Annotated in this window: 16 protein-coding genes; 12 read left to right on the top strand and 4 right to left on the bottom strand. The window is 62.1% G+C overall.

Translation table 11 applies throughout. From position 1 onward, the window contains the following. The 3 genes from V7080_RS12695 to V7080_RS12685 form a co-directional block, all read left to right on the top strand. A partial coding sequence (locus V7080_RS12695; protein WP_334188752.1) for an acetyl-CoA acetyltransferase occupies positions 1-756 on the top strand: 756 nt, incomplete at its 5' end. Between the two features lie 40 nt (positions 757-796). Beyond that, positions 797-1,948 carry an acyl-CoA dehydrogenase family protein gene (locus tag V7080_RS12690; protein WP_334188751.1) on the top strand — a complete coding sequence of 384 codons (1,152 nt, stop codon included), beginning with the start codon at positions 797-799 and terminating at the stop codon, positions 1,946-1,948. After that, positions 1,948-2,388: a PaaI family thioesterase gene (locus V7080_RS12685; protein ID WP_334188750.1), complete on the top strand. Its 441-nt coding sequence runs from the start codon at positions 1,948-1,950 to the stop codon at positions 2,386-2,388. The genes V7080_RS12690 and V7080_RS12685 overlap by 1 nt, the downstream gene beginning before the upstream one ends. Before the next feature lie 22 nt (positions 2,389-2,410). Here the strand turns inward: V7080_RS12685 and V7080_RS12680 are convergent, their stop codons facing one another. After that, positions 2,411-3,319 (bottom strand): LysR substrate-binding domain-containing protein, encoded by a 909-nt coding sequence (locus V7080_RS12680; protein ID WP_334188756.1) that lies wholly within the window; start codon positions 3,317-3,319, stop codon positions 2,411-2,413. A 240-nt stretch (positions 3,320-3,559) separates the two neighbouring features. Then, positions 3,560-4,774 carry a CaiB/BaiF CoA transferase family protein gene (locus V7080_RS12675; RefSeq protein WP_334188749.1) on the bottom strand — a complete coding sequence of 405 codons (1,215 nt, stop codon included), beginning with the start codon at positions 4,772-4,774 and terminating at the stop codon, positions 3,560-3,562. Between the two features lie 220 nt (positions 4,775-4,994). Here V7080_RS12675 and V7080_RS12670 point away from each other — a divergent pair, with 220 nt between their 5' ends. From V7080_RS12670 to V7080_RS12645, 6 genes are all read left to right on the top strand, one after another. After that, positions 4,995-5,963, top strand: coding sequence for an NAD(P)H-dependent flavin oxidoreductase (locus V7080_RS12670; RefSeq protein WP_442947225.1), 969 nt, complete (start codon positions 4,995-4,997; stop codon positions 5,961-5,963). A gap of 69 nt (positions 5,964-6,032) precedes the next feature. After that, complete coding sequence (locus V7080_RS12665) at positions 6,033-7,049, top strand: Bug family tripartite tricarboxylate transporter substrate binding protein (RefSeq protein ID WP_334188748.1); 1,017 nt, start codon at positions 6,033-6,035, stop codon at positions 7,047-7,049. 61 nt (positions 7,050-7,110) lie between these two features. Beyond that, the gene (locus V7080_RS12660; RefSeq protein WP_334188754.1) at positions 7,111-8,250 is read left to right on the top strand and encodes an acyl-CoA dehydrogenase family protein; all 1,140 of its coding nucleotides are present in this window, start codon (positions 7,111-7,113) and stop codon (positions 8,248-8,250) included. Positions 8,251-8,362: 112 nt separating this feature from the next. After that, positions 8,363-8,815 (top strand): PaaI family thioesterase, encoded by a 453-nt coding sequence (locus tag V7080_RS12655; RefSeq protein ID WP_334188747.1) that lies wholly within the window; start codon positions 8,363-8,365, stop codon positions 8,813-8,815. A 42-nt stretch (positions 8,816-8,857) separates the two neighbouring features. Further along, the gene (locus V7080_RS12650; RefSeq protein ID WP_334188746.1) at positions 8,858-10,435 is read left to right on the top strand and encodes a class I adenylate-forming enzyme family protein; all 1,578 of its coding nucleotides are present in this window, start codon (positions 8,858-8,860) and stop codon (positions 10,433-10,435) included. 79 nt (positions 10,436-10,514) lie between these two features. Further along, entirely contained in the window at positions 10,515-11,513 is a 999-nt protein-coding gene (locus V7080_RS12645) for a tripartite tricarboxylate transporter substrate binding protein (protein ID WP_334188745.1), read from the top strand. 171 nt (positions 11,514-11,684) lie between these two features. On the opposite strand, the gene V7080_RS12640 is transcribed toward V7080_RS12645, so the two are convergent. Together V7080_RS12640 and V7080_RS12635 are read right to left on the bottom strand one after the other, a co-directional pair. Further along, the gene (locus V7080_RS12640; RefSeq protein ID WP_334188744.1) at positions 11,685-13,202 is read right to left on the bottom strand and encodes a class I adenylate-forming enzyme family protein; all 1,518 of its coding nucleotides are present in this window, start codon (positions 13,200-13,202) and stop codon (positions 11,685-11,687) included. Then, positions 13,199-14,179 carry a Bug family tripartite tricarboxylate transporter substrate binding protein gene (locus V7080_RS12635; protein WP_334188743.1) on the bottom strand — a complete coding sequence of 327 codons (981 nt, stop codon included), beginning with the start codon at positions 14,177-14,179 and terminating at the stop codon, positions 13,199-13,201. The genes V7080_RS12640 and V7080_RS12635 overlap by 4 nt, the downstream gene beginning before the upstream one ends. A 297-nt stretch (positions 14,180-14,476) precedes the next feature. Between V7080_RS12635 and V7080_RS12630 the strand changes: the two genes are divergently transcribed. The 3 genes from V7080_RS12630 to V7080_RS12620 form a co-directional block, all read left to right on the top strand. Beyond that, a complete protein-coding gene (locus tag V7080_RS12630) occupies positions 14,477-15,451 on the top strand; it encodes an MBL fold metallo-hydrolase (RefSeq protein WP_442947224.1) in 975 nt (324 codons plus the stop codon). A 249-nt stretch (positions 15,452-15,700) separates the two neighbouring features. Further along, positions 15,701-16,621 (top strand): hypothetical protein, encoded by a 921-nt coding sequence (locus V7080_RS12625; protein ID WP_334188742.1) that lies wholly within the window; start codon positions 15,701-15,703, stop codon positions 16,619-16,621. Positions 16,622-17,184: 563 nt separating this feature from the next. Then, the coding region (locus V7080_RS12620; protein ID WP_334188741.1) for a hypothetical protein at positions 17,185-17,521 on the top strand (337 nt) is incomplete at its 3' end.

The raw sequence follows: 17,521 nt of genomic DNA, 5'->3' as shown, positions 1-17,521 counted from the left end.
CCCTACGAGCCGATGCTGCCGCTGTCGGCCTACGCATTGGCCGCATCGCGCTACATGCATGAGTTCGGCGCCACGCGCCGCGACCTGGCCGAAGTGGCTGTCGCGGCGCGGGCGTGGGCCGGGCTGAATCCGGAAGCCTTCATGCGCGATCCGCTGACGATCGAGCAGGTGCTCGATGCCCGCATGGTGTCCGATCCCCTGTCGGTGCGTGACTGCTGCCTGGTCACCGACGGCGCCGGCGCCTTTGTGCTGGTGCGCGCCGACCGTGCGAAGGATTTGCCGAAGCAGCCGATCCACGTGCTGGGCAACGGCACGGCGGTATGGAACCGCCAGGTGTCCTCGATGGAAAACCTGACGGTCACCGCCGCCACCCAGTCGGGCAAGGCCGCCTACGAGATGGCGGGGCTGTCGGCCAAGGACATCGACCTGGTCGAACTGTACGACGCCTTCACCATCAATACCCTGCTGTTCCTGGAGGACCTCGGGTTCTGCAAGAAGGGCGAGGCGGCGGGACTGGTGGCAAACGGCGGCATCGCGCCGGGCGGCAAGCTACCGGTCAATACCAACGGCGGCGGCCTGTCCTGCGTGCATCCCGGGATGTACGGTATCTTTACCATCATCGAGGCGGTGCGCCAGTTGCGCGGAGAGGCCGGCGAGCGCCAGGTGCGCAATGCGAAGACCGCCCTGGCCCACGGCAACGGCGGCACGCTGTCCAGCCAGGCCACGGCCATCCTCGGCACAGCAGACGCACTTTAATCTTTTGAATACCTGAAACGAAAACCAGGAAGGTAAGAATATGATCCGCGACCAGGAAACCATGAATACGCTGCTCGCCACCGTGAGCCGCTTTGTCCGCGAGCGGCTGGTACCGTCCGAAGAGATCGTCGCCGAGACCGACGAGATCCCGGACGATATCGTGCGCGACATGAAGGAGATCGGCCTGTTCGGCCTGACCATCCCGGAGGACTTCGGCGGCCTCGGCCTGACGATGGAAGAGGAAAGCCTGGTCATGTTCGAGATGGGCAAGACCTCGCCGGCCTTCCGTTCGCTGTTCGGCACCACGGTCGGCATCGGCTCGCAGGGCATCCTGATGGACGGCACGCCCGAGCAGAAGGAAAAATACCTGCCGCGCCTCGCGACCGGCGAGATCATTGCATCGTTCGCGCTGACCGAACCCGAAGCCGGTTCCGATGCCGCCTCGCTGCGCACCACCGCCATCCGCGACGGCGATCATTTCGTCGTCAACGGCACCAAGCGGTACATCACCAATGCCCCGCATGCGGGCATCTTTACCTTGATGGCGCGCACCAATCCGCAGGACAAGGGCGCCGGCGGCGTCTCCGCCTTCATCGTCGAAGCGGATACGCCGGGCATCACCATCGGCAAGTACGACAGGAAGATGGGTCACCGCGGCGCGCATACCGCCGACGTGATCTTCGAGAACTGCCGCGTCCCCGCGAAGAACATCATCGGCGGCGTCGAAGGTAAGGGGTTCAAGACCGCGATGAAGGTACTGGAAAAGGGCCGCATCCACATCGCCGCGATCGCCGTGGGCGTTGCCGAGCGCATGCTCGACGACGCGTTGCGCTACGCGGTGGAGCGCAAGCAGTTCGGCCAGCGCATCGCCGACTTCCAGCTGATCCAGGCCCTGCTGGCCGACAGCAAGGCGGAGATGTATGCATCGAAATGCATGGTCATCGATGCCGCCCAGCGGCGCGACCGCGGCGAGAATGTCGCCACCGAAGCGTCCTGTTGCAAGATGTTCGCGACCGAGATGTGCGGCCGCGTCGCCGACCGCGCGGTACAGATTTTCGGCGGCGCCGGCTACATGGCGGAATACAGCATCGAGCGCTTCTATCGCGACGTGCGGCTGTTCCGCATCTACGAGGGGTCGACCCAGATCCAGCAGATCGTCATCGCCCGCAACATGATCAAGGAGTGCAGCTGATGCCGGTGGCTTCCGGCCGCAATGCCGCCCGTGTTTCCCCCGACCCGGACGGCACCGCCTTCCCGCTGGACAACCCCGCGCTGGAGAGCATGGGCGTGCGCATCACCGCCTGGTCGGAAGACCGGGTGGAACTCGCGCTGGCGGTCAGGCCGGATATGCTCAACCGCAGCGGCGTCGTGCATGGCGGAACCCTGTGCGCCCTGCTCGACGCGGCGACCGGGTACTCCGGCCTGTATTCCGCCGACGCCGGCACGAAACTGCACGCGGTCACGCTGTCGCTGACCACCAATTTTCTCGCCAATGGCGTCGGCAACATGCTGACGGCGGTTGGCATCGTCGAGCGCCGGGGCAAGTCCATCTTTTTCTCGCGCGGAGAAGTATGGCTTGACGGCGACCTGCTGGTTGCCACCGGCGTGGCGACGATGAAGTACATCAGGTAGCTGGGGCGCAACGGGCAGCTGTTCAACTGCGTCCGTGCGAGGCGTCGCCATCGGCGACCAGGAGATCCACCAGTTCACGGGCGAAGCTCGGCAGGGTGTCGAGATCGCGCACGCAGATGATCAAGTTGCGCATCGCCCAGTCATCGTTCAGGTGCAGGATTTTCAGGTCGAGACTCTTTGCATGACGGCGCGCGGCGGACTCGGGAAGGATGCCGATGCCCACGTTGGCTTCGATCATCCTGCATACCGAGTCGAAGTTGCTGACCTGAATGCGCGTCTTGAGCGACTTGCTCAGCGGTCCGGCGGCCTGCTGCACGAAGGAGTGGATGATGCTGCCTTCGTACAGGCCGATGTATTCGTATTCGAGCGTGTCGCTGAAGTTGACGTCGTCGCGGGTCGCCAGCGGATGGCTCGAGGCGGTGGCGACCACCAGCCTGTCCTTGCGGTAGGGGATGACCTGCAGGCCTTCGGTGCGCACGCTTCCGGCAGCCACGCCGATGTCGGCGATACCTTCGCTGATGGCGCGCACCACGTCATTGCTCAGATGCTCGCGCAGGTCGATATTCACATCCGGATGGCTGACAAGAAAGCTGCGCAGCACGGCGGGCAGAAACTCCGCGGTCGCGGTGGTATTGGCGAACATGCGGACGTGCCCCTTGATCCCCTGCGCATATTCCTGCATGTCGCCGCGCAGGTTTTCCAGCTGCGCGAGCACCAGGCGCGCATGCCTCAGCAACGCCTGGCCGGGCGGCCGCAACGTGATGCCATGGGTATCGCGATTGATCAGCTTCGTGCCGATCGAATCTTCCAGGTTCTTGATGCGGATGCTGGCCGCCGGCAGCGACATGTGCGCCCGCACCGAGGCGCGAGTCAGGCTGTTTTCCTCAGCGATGTAGACAAACAGGCGCAGGTCGGTGAGGTCGAAGTGGATAGCCATGGAGAGGATTCCTGATGCCGGTCGGTGTGCTCATTGTAACGATTCCCGCCTGCATCTGACGATCCCGGTTGTCCGCCGGGATCGGGCGGTGGCGGACTGCCATTGCAGCAGTTCAATATCCCGGATAACTCATCCGGGGAATCGGGCGCGGCTGCTCGCCCTTGCTCGTCGTTGCTCACCGTTGTTGATGCGCCCGCGCCATTTCACCCGAAGGCGCATAGGTGATGCATGGCATCAGGACTGCCCGGCTTCATCGGCGGAAAGTGCCTGGCGCACGGCTCCCGACTCCAGCAGCGTATCGATCTCCTGGGCATCCTTGCCGAGCTCGCGCAACAACTCCCGGCTGTGCTGTCCCGCATGCGGCGCCTGCAGGCTATCGGGACCGGGCGTTTCGCTGAACAGGGCAGCCGCGCGCGGCAGCTGCACCATGCCGGCATCGCCCATCGGGTAGCGCGAAATGGTGCGGTTATGGCGTACCTGCGGATCGACGCCCAGGCTGGCCCTCTCGTTGACCCGGCCCACCGGCGCGCCTTCACCCACCAGGCGGTCGACGAATTCACCGACGTTCTGTTCCAGGGCGATCGGCTCCAGGATGTCGCGCAGCGACTGGTAATGTTGCCGCCGCCCGTCCATGGTGGCGAAGCGCGCGTCCTGCGCCAGCTCCGGACGCCCGAAGCCGCGGCACAGCGCGGCGAATTCATCGTTCTGCGGCGTCATGCTGGTGAACCATCCGTCGCGGCATTTCCATGGTTTCTGGTTGGCACCGAATTCCGGCATGCGGGGCGGCGGGTCTTCGAGGAAGCCGTGGTTGTACATGGCCTCCGGCCATAGAAAGGCGATGCTGGCGTCGAGCATGGAGAGTTCGATCTTCTGGCCTTCGTGGCGTGCATGGCGGGCATGCAGCGCGGCGCACACCGCCTGGGATGCGTTGAGCGCGGTCAGCTTGTCGCACAGCAAGGTAGGAAGCAAACCCGGGGTGCCGGACTCCGCGCCGGCATGCGCGTCGGCGAAGCCGGAAGCCGCCTGGATCACATAGTCGTAGACCCGTGCATGGGCATAGGGGCCGCTCTGGCCGAAGCCGGAGATGGAAAGATAGATCAGCCGCGGATTCGATTTGCGCACCTGTTCGTAGTCGAGCCCGAGGCGCGCCATGGTGCCCGGCCGGAAATTCTCGATCAGGACGTCCGCATCCCGGATGAGTTCTTCCAGCACCGCTCGCGCCTGCGCCAGTTTCAGGTCCAGCACGACGGAACGCTTGCCGCGGTTGATCGCCATGAACAGCGCGGAAATGTCGCCCTTGGCGGGGCCGACGCGCCGGCTCATATCGCCGCCGGGCGGTTCCACCTTGATCACGTCCGCCCCCTGTTCCGCCAGCATGCCGGCCGCCATCGGCCCCGACACCACCGCCGACAAATCGATTACCCGCACTCCCGCCAACGGTCCGTTCATGTCTGTCCCTCCTCCGGTTGTTCCATGGTGTCCGCCCATGGTAGAGAAGCGCGGCGCAATTGCAAAGCCGAATCCGCGCAAGTTTTGCGCAGCCGCCGGACAGGCGCGGGTTTGACAGATTTTGCCAATCAATTTGAAGAACACGGCCATTGAGCACAGGCGGCACAAGCGGCTAACCTCTTTCGCAAGGTAGCAAAAACTTCAGAAGAGAGGAGACATCGTGCCTTTGCCGAAGAACCTGGACGGAAAACTCGACCTGCCGGTCATTGCTTCGCCGCTGTTCATCATTTCCAATCCCGACCTCGTCATTGCGCAATGCTGTGCGGGCATCGTCGGCTCCTTCCCGGCGCTCAACGCGCGACCGCAGGAAGAGCTCGACAAATGGATCACCCGCATCAAGCGCGGACTGGCCGATTACCAGGCGGCTAACCCCGGCAGGAAGGTGGCTCCGTTCGCGGTGAACCAGATCGTGCACCACTCGAACACCCGGGTGGACGCGGACATGGAAGTCTGCGTGGAGCACAAGGTCCCGGTCATCATCACGTCGCTGCGCTCGCCCGCCGCGCTGGTGGACAAGGTGCACGGCTACGGCGGCATCGTCCTGCATGACGTGACCAATGTCCGGCATGCGAAGAAAGCCATCGAGGCCGGCGTCGACGGATTGATCCTGGTGTGCGCGGGTGCGGGCGGCCATGCGGGCACATTGAGTCCCTTCGCCCTGGTCAACGAGATCCGCACGTTCTACAACGGCACGCTGGCCCTGTCAGGCTCCATCACCAATGGCAGCGCGATCTACGCCGCGCAGGCGATGGGCTGCGATCTGGCCTACATCGGCACCCGATTCATCGCCACCCGCGAAGCCAACGCCAGCGAAGAATACAAGGGCATGGTGATCGGATCGGCTGCCGCCGACATCGTCTATACGCCGTACTTCACCGGCGTGCCCGGCAATTACCTCAAGCCCAGCATCGCCAGGAACGGCCTCGACCCGGACAACCTGCCGTCGGCCGATCCATCGAAGATGAACTTCGAGACCGGCCACAACAAGCCGAAGACCTGGAAGGAAATCTGGGGTGCGGGGCAAGGCGTGGGCAACATCGATGCGGTCGAGCCGGCAGCCGACGTGATCGCCCGCATGAAGGAGGAATACGAGGAGACGAAGCAGAGAATGAGCGTGCTGGCGGCATAAGCGGACGGCGATCCGCGCCGCATGGCGCTCACGACCCTGCATAGCGCTCACCACACCGAGGAGACAGGCATGAACACAGCAGGACAATGGACGACCCGCCTTGCAGCAGGCATGGCGACAGCAACAGCAGCGGCGGTACTTGCAATGGCGCCGGCAACGGCGACCGCGCAGGCGGAACCGGCATCGGCATTCCCGAGCAGGCAGATGAAGATCGTCGTGCCTTACCCGGCGGGCGGCGGCACCGACATGCTGGCGCGGATGATCGGGCAGAAGTTCACCGATACCTGGAAGCAGCCGGTGATCGTCGAGAACAAGCCCGGCGCCAACGGATGGATCGGCAACGCCCAGGTTGCCAAGGCCGCGCCCGATGGCTACAACGTCCTGCTTACCATCTCGACCATCGTCTACGCGCCGTACCTGTATTCGAATATCCCTTACGACGTCAACAAGGACCTGGTGCCCGTCTCCATGCTGACGAGGACGCCGAACCTGCTGGTGGTGCCCGCGTCGGTGCCGGCCAGCACGCTGGAAGAGTTCGTCGAACTGGCGCGCAAGAACCCCAGGAAATTCAGCTACGGCTCCTACGGACAGGGTTCCACTTCCCACGTCGCCGGAGAAACGCTGAACCGCCAGGCCGGCCTCGATCTGGTGCATGTTCCCTACAAGGGCGCGGCGCCGCTGGTCAATGACGTGCTCGGCGGCCAGATCACGGCCGCATTCGTCGATGCCGGCTCCATGCGTTCCCATGCGAAAGGCGGCAAGGTACGCGTCCTCGCCGTCAGCGGCACCCAGCGGGTGAGCTACCTGCCCGACGTGCCGACCTTCGCGGAGCGCGGCTACAAGGGCATGGAGCTGGTCGGCTACTTCCTGATGATGGCGCCCGCCAATACGCCGAAGGACATTGTCAAAAAGCTGTCGGAGGGCGCCGCCGCCGTGCTGCGCATCCCGGAGAACGCGGCGCGCATCGAGGAACTCGGCATGACGCCGGTGGGCGGCACGCCGGAGGAGCTGGGCGCGGCGATGAAGGCCGACGGGGAGACCTTTTCCCGTGCAGTCAGGCAGGCCAACATCCGCCTGGAAAATTGAATCGCGACGCGACGTCGCAAGTGAAACCGGAAAGGACATGGCAATGGACAGGGCGCGAACGATGGACGACATGACCCGGCCGGTGTTCCGCGACGATCATGAGCAGTTCCGGGTGCAGGTCCGGCGCTTCGTGGAGCGCGAGATCAAACCTTTCCATGCGGACTGGGAAGAGCAGGGCATCGTTCCCGCGTCCCTGTGGCGCAGGGCGGGCGAGGAAGGTCTGCTCAATTGCATGCTGCCGGAGCCCTACGGACAGGGCGGCGATTTCGGTCACTCGGCGGTGGTGATCGAGGAGCTCGCCCGCGTCAATGCCAGTGCCCTCGGCTTCAGCGTGCATTCCGAAATTGTCTCTCCCTATCTGCATGCCTACGGTACCGCGGAACAGAAGGATCGCTGGTTGCCGAAGATGGCGCGGGGAGAAATGATCGGCGCCATCGCCATGACGGAGCCGGGCGCGGGCAGCGATGTCAAGGCGGTACGCACCGTCGCGCAACGCGACGGCGGACATTTCGTGCTGAACGGCCAGAAGACATTCATTTCCAATGGCCACAACGCCGGCATTGTCATCGTCGTCGCCAAGACCGATCCGGAGCGTGGCGCCAAGGGCATTTCACTCCTCTGCGTCGAAGAAGGCACACCAGGCTTCACACGCGGCAAGCGGCTGAAGAAAATCGGCTTGCGGGGACAGGATACCGCCGAGCTGTTCTTCGAGAATGCGCGCGTGCCGGTCGGCAACCTGCTCGGCGAAGAAGGGCAGGGCTTCAGATACCTGATGCATGAGCTGGCCCAGGAACGGCTGATCATCGCGGTGCGCGCGGCGGCATCGATCGAAGCCTTTCTCGAACGGACCATCGATTACACCCGGGGCCGGAAGGCATTCGGGCAGGCGGTGTTCGACTATCAGAACACGCGCTTCAAGCTGGCCGAGGCCAAGGCGCAGCTGACCATGCTGCGGACCTTCGTCGACGACTGCCTGGCGAGGCATCTGCGCAAGGAGCTGGGCCCGGAACGCGCAGCGATGGCCAAGCTCAACGGATCGGAAATGCAGAACAGGCTGCTGGATGAATTCCTGCAACTGCATGGCGGCTACGGATTCATGTCCGAGTACGACATCGGCGGGGCATGGATCGATGCGCGCGTGGGAAGGATCTACGGCGGCAGCAATGAAATCATGAAGGAAATCGTCGCGCGCGGCCTGTGATGCCCTGCCGCGATGCCGTCCGCACAGGACGCAAAACGATGCACTCGCCGAATGCGCCGCCAAGCCCGCGCACCCCGCGCCGGCGCGCAACAACATGAGAAATGAGTCAAGCATGAACAACATTGTCGACAGCAATACCCTCGAAGTGCTGCACGATCCCGTCAACCGGAATCCTTTCCTCAAGATGTTTGGACTGGAGCTGGTCGAGTCCGCCGGCGGTCATGCCTACTTCGTTCAAAGGGAGAATCCGGAACTCATGAACGTCTACGGCGTCGCCCATGGCGGCGTCATCATGACTCTGTTCGACGTTGCACTCGCCAGCGCCGCGCTGTCCAAGAACAATTTCACGACGGGCATCGTCACCCTCGACATGTCCATCAATTTCATCGGCCCCGGCGCCGGACGCCTGCATGTGCGCGGCCACGCCACAGGCGGCGGATCGACGGTTTGCTTTTGCGAGGGCGAGATCCACGATGACGCCGGCAAGCTCGTCGCCAAGGCGATCGGCAGCTTCAAATACCGCCGGAAGCCCGGTGCACAAGCTGGCCGCATGCAGCCCGCATAACGCCATGCCGGCAATCTTCACAACCTTTCAGGCGGACGAGATATGACGAATCACCAGACCGCGGTCACCGACCTGCTGGCGCAGGACTTTGCAACCCTTCCGGACCTGATCCGGATACATGCAGCGTACCGTCCCGGGCATCCGGCATTGATCCTCGGAGCGGAGACGGTCAACTATGGCGACCTGGACAGGATGATGGACAGGGTGGCCGCTTCCCTGCAGCGCGATGGACTGCGCATCGGCGATACCGTCGCCTTTTGCGCCGATACATCGATTGAATATGCGCTGCTTTACCTCGGATGCCTGCGCGCCGGCGTGGCGGTCGCACCGCTGCCGCCTTCGAGCGGTGCAGCGGCGCTGGCGGGGATGATCGGGGACTCGGACGCCTGCATTCTGTTTCTGGACGCGTCGGGATACGCCGCACTGGGGCCGGTCCTGGCGCAAATTCCGGTGGCGCGGGTGGCCCTCGACGGCGAAGGGGACGGCAGGCCATTCGCCACATGGCTGAGCGCGCCCGGATCCACGCCATCCGCCGCGGATATCCGGCCCGAGACCGCTTACAACATCATCTACTCATCAGGAACGACCGGTGTGCCGAAAGGCATCGTGCAGCCCTTCATGCTGCGCTGGACGCAACTGCAGCGCTCGCCGGGGCTGCAATATTCGGCACAGTCGGTGACATTGCTGTCGACACCGCTCTACTCCAACACGACGCTGGTGAGTTTTTTTTCGACGCTTGGCATGGGCGGGACGGTGCTGTTGATGGCGAAGTTCGATGCGCGCGCCTACCTGGAACTGGCCGAGCGGCACCGGGTGACGCACACCATGCTGGTGCCGGTGCAGTATCAGCGCATCATGGGCCAGCCGGATTTCGAGCGCTTCGATCTGTCCGCTTACCGCATGAAGTTCTGCACCAGCGCTCCCTGCAGCGCGATGCTGAAGGAGGATGTGCTCACGCGCTGGCCGGGCGGCCTCGTGGAGCTGTACGGCATGACGGAAGGGGGCGGCAGTTGCCAGCTGTTCGCGCATCTGCATCGCGACAAGCTCCATACCGTCGGTGTGCCGACCCCGGGCAGCGAATTCCGGCTGATCGATGAGAAGGGACAGGAAGTGCCGGCCGGCGGTACCGGCGAAATCGTCGGTCGCTCGCGCGGAATGATGACCGGCTATCACAAGCAGCCGGCGAAAACCGCCGAGGCGGAGTGGCATGACACCGACGGCCGGCGCTTCATCCGCACCGGCGATATCGGCCGCTTCGACGGCGACGGGTTCCTCACCTTGCTCGACCGCAAGAAGGACATGATCATCTCCGGCGGTTTCAACCTCTATCCAAGCGATCTGGAAGCCGTGCTGCGCGGGCATCCCGATCTCGAAGACGTGTCCGTCGTCGGCGTGCCTTCGGAGCGCTGGGGCGAAACACCGGTCGCCTTCGTTGTTTCGCGTACCGGCGCCAGGCCGGAGGCGGCGGCCGTCATGGCATGGGCGAATGAACGCCTCGGCAAGATGCAGCGGCTGGCAGCCGTGGAACTCGTCGAGGCACTCCCGCGCAGCGCCATCGGCAAGGTGCTCAAGCGGGAACTTCGCGACCGTTTTTCAGCGGCGGAGAACAAGCCGGCATAGGTTTTCAACACGAGATGTGCAGGAGACAGTACAGGCATTCCCATCCAAGAAACATGTAGTACAACCCTAGGAGATGAAGATGAGAGAGACAACTTGCGATCAATGGTTTTTTCGCGCGAAAGCGATGCTGCGCGCCGCGGTAGCTGCGGTTGCGATGATGACAATGGTGCCGGCGGCGTTCGCCTCCGGCCAGTTCCCCACCAGGCAGATCGAGTTCTGGGTGCCGTTTCCGCCGGGCGGACCGACCGATGCGTCGCTGCGCGTGCTGATGGCTGCCGCCGGCAAGGAGCTCGGCCAGCAGGTCATTCCAATCAATAAGCCGGGTGCCGGGGCAACCCTGGCGGCGCAGGTGATGTCGCAGTCGTCCACACCCGACGGCCACACGGTCTCCATGGTGGCATCCAACATCTTCCGCATGCCGCACCTGCAGAAAACGCCTTACGATCCTCTCAAGGACTTTACCTACATTATCGGCCTGACCAACTACCGCTACGGCCTGGTGGTCCGCAACGACGCCAAGTGGAAGAACCTGGAAGAATTCCTTGCTTATGCCAAGGCCAATCCCGGCAAGGTGACCGTCGGCGCCGTCGGCGTCGGGTCCTCCGGGCATATCGCGATGGAAAAACTGGCGCGCGCCGTCGGTACGCAGATGACCTTCGTGCCCTACAAGGGCGGCGCGGAAGAGATGCTGGCGCTGATGGGCGGCGAAGTGGACGCCATTCTCGATCCGGGCTGGGGCCAGCATGCCGCGACCGGCAAGATCCGCCCGCTGGCCATCGTCGGTGAGAACCGTTTCCCGCGCTTCAAGGACGTTCCCACACTGAAGGAACTGGGATACGACATCACCGCCAGCTCCCAGGTCGGCATCGTCGGTCCGAAAGGCATGGATCCCAAGGTGGTGAAGGCGCTCCATGACGCGTTCAAGAAGGCGATGCGCGACCCGGCTTACATCAAGGCAATGGAGACGATCGATCTGGAAGAGGTCTATCTGAGTTCGGAGGAGTTCACCAAGTTTGCGTTCGAGCAGTATGAGCGCGAGAAGCGTACCGTCCAGCAATTGAATATCAAGCTGAACTGACAGGAAGCAAACGAAAGCGGGCCGGGAGCATGCGCAGCGTGTTCCCGGCTTTATTGATGAAGGGTTGGCGGTTTCCTGCTCACGAATTCAGCAGTGTCCGGGAGATACCAGCGAGGGTTAAACGCGATCGCGGCGCCCGGGACAGAAAAAGCCGGGTTTATATCGACCGGCTCAGTCTTCCACGGCGTAATTTTCAAGCAGAACGCGCTTGAGCACCTTGCCGCTGAGTGTCATCGGCAGGGCATCGAGCCGGACGACGCGCGACGGGCGCTTGTAAGGTGCCAGCCTGTTGCTCAGATGGCGATCGAGGGCCGATAGATCGATCGGCGCGCCGTTGATGGTCTCAACGAACGCCAGGACCTCCTCATTGCCGTCGCGCTCCTTGCGGCCGACCACGGCGGCACGTTGAATTCCCGGGAAATCATGCAGCACCGCCTCGACCTCGCCCGGATAGACATTGAAGCCGGAGCGGATGATCATTTCCTTCAGGCGGCCGACGACATGCAGCGCGCCGTCCGGTCCGATAAAGCCGATATCGCCGCTGGCGTACCAGCCGCCGGGCCGCATCACCGCCGCTGTCGCGTCGGGGTCGCGGAAATACCCCGGCATCAGCCCGATGCCGCGAATCCAGATCTCGCCGCGCTCACCCTGCGGAGGAACAGTGCCATCCTCGCCGACGATGCGGACCTCGCCACCGTCGACTTCGAAGCCGGCCGCCGTGTCGTCGCGCCGTTGGCCCATGGGCACCAGGCAGACCGAGCCCGCATATTCCGACAATCCGTAACCATGATGCAGCGGCTGGCCGAAACGCCGCTCGATGTCGCGCTTGAGCGTCATGTCCAGCGGCGCGGCCCCGGTGTACAGGTAGCGCAGGGAAGCGCAGGCCGGGCGGTCGATGCCCTGTGCCTGCAGCCAGGCGACCAGGCGTGAAAACATCGCCGGGGGGCCTTGCAGGTTCGTAACGCCTTCATGTTCCAGCGCAGCGAATACATCTGCCGGATCGAAGCGGCTGCGCATGATCAGGGAAGAGCCGGCGTACAGCGAGGCGGACAGCACCGTCCCGAGCCCGAAGATATGCGTCATCGGCAGATAGGCATAGGAGCGGTCGTCGGGGCCGAGCCGGCGTGACTCGGCCGACACCTTGCCGAAGTGGGTCAGCCCGGCATGGGAAACCATCACTCCCTTGGAGGCGCCGGTCGTCCCGGAGGTGAAGATAATCGCCGCGATCTGTCCCGCCAGCGCGCTCGTTTCGGCTGTTGCCCCGGACCGCGGCATGCTGTGACTGATGCCCGGCAGTACCGAAGGCACGGCGTTGCCTGCATCGGCATGTGCTGCCGCGGCGTCGGATACGGCATGCGTGAAATAGACGAGCCGCGGATCGGCCTTGTCGAGGAAGGAATGAATTTCGCCTGCCGACATGCGCGCGTTCACGCCGCATGACCAGGCGCCGATGCGGCTGCAGGCCATGATCAGCGCCACGTGTTCCGGGCAGTTTTCCGCGACCGCCATCACGCGGTCATCGGGCACCACGCCGGCTTCACGCAGTTCGGCTTCCAGCAGGGATGACATCCGGGCCAGCTGGCCGTAGCTGACGTTGCCTTCCGCCGTGTAGAGAAAGATGCGTTCCGCATCGATGGACAACTGCCTGTCGAACAGGTCGTGCAGACGGAGGGGCCGCTGTATCGTCATTCGAATTTCATTCCCTTGGTGACCGTGGCCCACAGTGCAAGCTCGTTGCGGACGCGGTCGCTGACGTCCTGCGCCGTGCCCGACCAGAGGTCGTAACCCTGTTCAATCAGCTTCTGTTTCAGCTCTTCGCTGGCCAGCGCCTTGCGCGTCGCATCCTGATAGCGGGCGAGGCGGTCCGCCGGCAATCCCGGCGGCGCATACAGCGCATACCATCCCTGGACGTCGTAGCCGGCGATGCCTGCTTCCTGCATCGACGGCACATTCGGCAGCGATGCATTGCGTCCCGGCGAGGTCACCGCCAGCACGTTCACGCGGCCTGCGCTGATGTAGTTGCGTGCGGTCCCGATGATGTCGAACATCATCGAAATCTGGCCCGAGATGACATCCGTCATCGCCGGCGCATTGCCTTTATACGGTATGTGGACAAGCTGCGTGCCGGTGCGCTGCGCCAGCAATTCGCCGCTCAGATGGTTGGATGCGCCCATGCCTGCCGAGCCGAAGGTGACCTTGCCGGGATTGGCCCTGGCGTAGGTAATGAGTTCGGGAATCGTCTTGAACGGCTGGTCCTTGTTGACCACCAGCACATTGGCGTAACTGAGAATCGGTGCAACCGGCGTCAGGCCTTTCTGCGGATCGAATGGCATGCTGCGCACGACGTGAGGCGTAATGGTGAGGGTCGGACTGGCCGCGAAATAAAGCATCTGCGCGTCCGCTTCGGACTTGGAGACGGCGGCCCCGGCCAGCGCGCCCGAAACACCCGGCCTGTTTTCCACGATCACGTTCATGTCCAGGGCCTTGGAGAAGGCCACGGCGAACTGCCGTGCCGCGGTATCGACCGGGCCACCGGCGGCATAGCCGACCAGCAATTTCACCGGTTGTCCCGACTGGGCGTGGGCGGCGAGTGGAACAACGGCGGCTGAAGAGACCAGCACTGCGCCCAGACCCAGAATAAAGCCACTCAGTTTGCTCTTTGCCATGCCATTGTCTCCTTGTATGAAATCCGGTTCGATTCGGTTGAAACCTGAACGCATCGATTCATGATTATGATGGCGCACTGTCTGCGTGCATTGAAGATAGGTTCATCGCCCTTTTCCCGCAATTCACTTCTTATTAAGGGGAGGTTCACAAAGGGCAAAGTTGCACCGCAGAACATGGAGCACAGTCATAAGAAGCGTCGCCAATGTGCCGGTCTGGATTAGTCATCAAGCGCTGCTCGTCCATCCTGCCAAGCCAGGCCAAGCCAAGCTAAGCAGCGCGGCCTGAACGCTGATAGCATGCCTTCCAACGAGAAGTTTAGATACGGAAGGATTTATAACGTGATTGTCCCTGCAAGTCATGCCGGTTCATCGGCCCCAATCCAGCGCCTCGACTTTGGCCGTGTCTCGGTCTTCATGGGCGAGAAGAGCGGAAAGTATCCTAATGGAAACCAAGTGCTCATTCGAGGCACCGACACGCGTGCGGCGTTCGACACCCCGATCGTCTCGAACTACATTGGTCCCGAGTTCGACGCGACGGACCTGGTCGTCATGGGTCACGTACACGAGGACCACATGGCCGGTTTGCACCGGCTTCCGGATGCATCTGTGTTCGTACACGAAGGCGATGTGGAGGCGGCCCGCAGCTGGAGCGGCATGGTGGCTGCCTTCGGCATGACGGACGAGGCGGTCATTGCCCGGACCTTGAGCAAGTTTCAGCGCGAATTCTTCTATGCGCCACGCCCGGACGCACTGAGTTACGAAGACGGTATGACCTGGAATCTGGGCCAGTCGACGGTCCGTGCGTTCCATTTGCCTGGTCATACTGCGGGCCACTCCGTTCTGCTGGTCGAGCCGGAAGGCGTCGCCTTCACCGGCGACATCGACCTGACCGGGTTCGGACCGTATTACGGTGATGCCTGTTCAAACCTGGGCGACTTTCGTCGGAGCTTGCAGCGCCTACCGGATATTCCGGCAAAGGTTTGGGTCACGTCCCACCATCGAGGCGTCTATACGGACAGAAATCAGTTCTTGCGTGACCTTGCGGCATTCGCGGCCAAGCTCGATGAGCGCGAGCAGCGGATACTGACATGGCTCGGCGAATCGCCGAAGACATTGGAACAAATGGTCGAGCGGCGGTTGTTGTATCCGCAAGGTTTCACGGCTGCCTGGGTGACGGACGCCGAGACTCGCACGATTTCACGGCATTTGGCCGAACTACTCTCCAGCGGGCGAGTGCAGGTGGATGCGGAGGGTTTCTATCGATGTGGATGACCACACCGCTTATCGACTTCTCGTCGGTCTGGTCAAGCCTCTGCATTGCCTGCATGTCTTCGACCGCTTCGGGAAGTCGACGCACCAGAACCGTCGGAAGTGCCCGAAGTGCGACGTTTTAATGCTGCCGGCCGATTTCGACAGGCTTGGATGTGCTCGATATTGAGCGCTTGGAACTTGCTTTCCAGTCTAGAATTATCGCTGTCAATAACGACAGTCGTACGATAATTCTGGAGGGGCAAGCAAGACATGCAAGCGGCAAAGAAAAAACTGATCACATTGGTGGTGACCACTTCAATCGGGATGATTGTATTTGGCATCTGGATCCTCGCCATTTACTTCGGCATGCTGCCGGAGGCAAAGCAGTACACTCCACAGCCGTTCGCCGATGCTTTCAGCGGCATCAACGCGCTGTTTGCAGGGTGCGCGTTTGGTGGCGTGATCTTCACGATCTGGCTGCAAATTACGGAACTGAACGAGACGAAGGATGAGCTGAAGAAGACGGCCGAAGCCAACGAAGCGATGGCGCGGGCAAACGTCGAGCTGGCGCGCAGTGCTGATGAAAGGGCCGTGCTCGAAATGTTTCAGACCTACTGCAGCGACTATTTTCAGACGGTCAAAGACTCGTCCATGAGCGTCCTGATTGCCTGCGTCGCCAGCCGGGATTACTGCGAGTTCGTCGCAACACGGTTTTTCGTCGCGGGCCAGCTGCCGCTTCCTCCGGGCGCATGGGAAAAGGTGTCGCGCGTGTCGTATTGCGATAACTTCGAGGAATTCGTACGGCAGGAGCAGCGCAATCGCTACAAGCTCGATGAACTGATCAATTTCTTCACCATGCTTGTCGGCCGGAGCAATGCCGGCAATATCGTCGCGCGTTGCGACGTATCGTATTCCTGGTGGCGCCCCCTGCTGTGGCTTATCGCGAAGGCACAGCAAAATCATTACAACCTCAATCCGATCGTTCGTCAGTATGCGACGCCAATGTACTTGACGGACACGCTGCGCAAGCTGGATCGAATCTACAGTTTCGAGTCTTTCCGCACCGATGACGACTTCTGGGAATTCTTTCTGCATCACCCAAAGGTAAGAAGCTACGGACTCGACGATGCTTATCTGGCGCGTGGTTCGTTGGCGTCGTCGCAAAGGCAGCCCCTGCCCGCCACAGCGTAGTACGCAATTCAATTGGTATGCTCGGTAACCGTGTCGGCTCGCAGACGCGGCGTGCGCTGTTACGACGCCGCCATCGCGCCATCAGATATTTCGCGAGTTCAACATGATGGACTGCGTGCCAGGCAGGGCCGATTTTTCGCGTTTCGAGAAGCCTGTGTGGTCCAAAACGCTCATCGGTTTTGATAAGTTTGGTGATCGACAGCAATTGGTCTTGGATTCAACCGGTCGACGCAACAAGGTGACTGAATCGTTGAGCCAGTGTTTGGTAATGTAAGGTTTTCCCTGGCCGCTCGCTTGACGTTCGCGCTACGGCGTTGAGCTGAGCCTGTGAGTAATACTAAACATTCGATCGCTCATCCGGCAAATCTACACATATTGATATTGGCCTCCGGATTCACACAAGTGCCGACCACAACACCATTCGTACTTCCGTCAGGTAGCTGACATAAAGATTTGCGATTGCGCAAAAACTCATCCCGATACAACGCAACCATGCCTTTCAGAATGACTCTTACCACGCTCGGCTGACAAGGCGCTGGCCGTTCTTTTCGATGGTGAAGGGTATGATGCAAACAGTATATTTCGATGCTTCACAGCGCGCTGTGGCAGCGGCAGCGATTGAAGGCAGGTTAACGGCTATCTCCCGCCGCTTGGCATTGAATATTGAGAAGTTTGTCTGGAACCATGGCGAAGGCATGAACCATAAAGGCCCCCATCTGCTGGACATTACTGTTTCTGAACACGTCATCCGAATCTACTTCACTGACCAAGAGTTGGCATGTTACTGGGGCGAGCCGGTTTCAATGGGAACCGATGCCCGCCTGGAGGCACTGTGCAGCAGCCTGCAGCAAGTCTTGCGGACTACTGACGAACCGCACAATTCAGCAAGCCCTTCCCGAA

Origin of the sequence: Noviherbaspirillum sp., assembly GCF_036846085.1 — a bacterium.
Lineage (GTDB): Bacteria > Pseudomonadota > Gammaproteobacteria > Burkholderiales > Burkholderiaceae_D > Noviherbaspirillum.
Note: the sequence above shows the minus strand (reverse complement) of the source record. Positions and strands in the feature narration are given on the sequence as shown.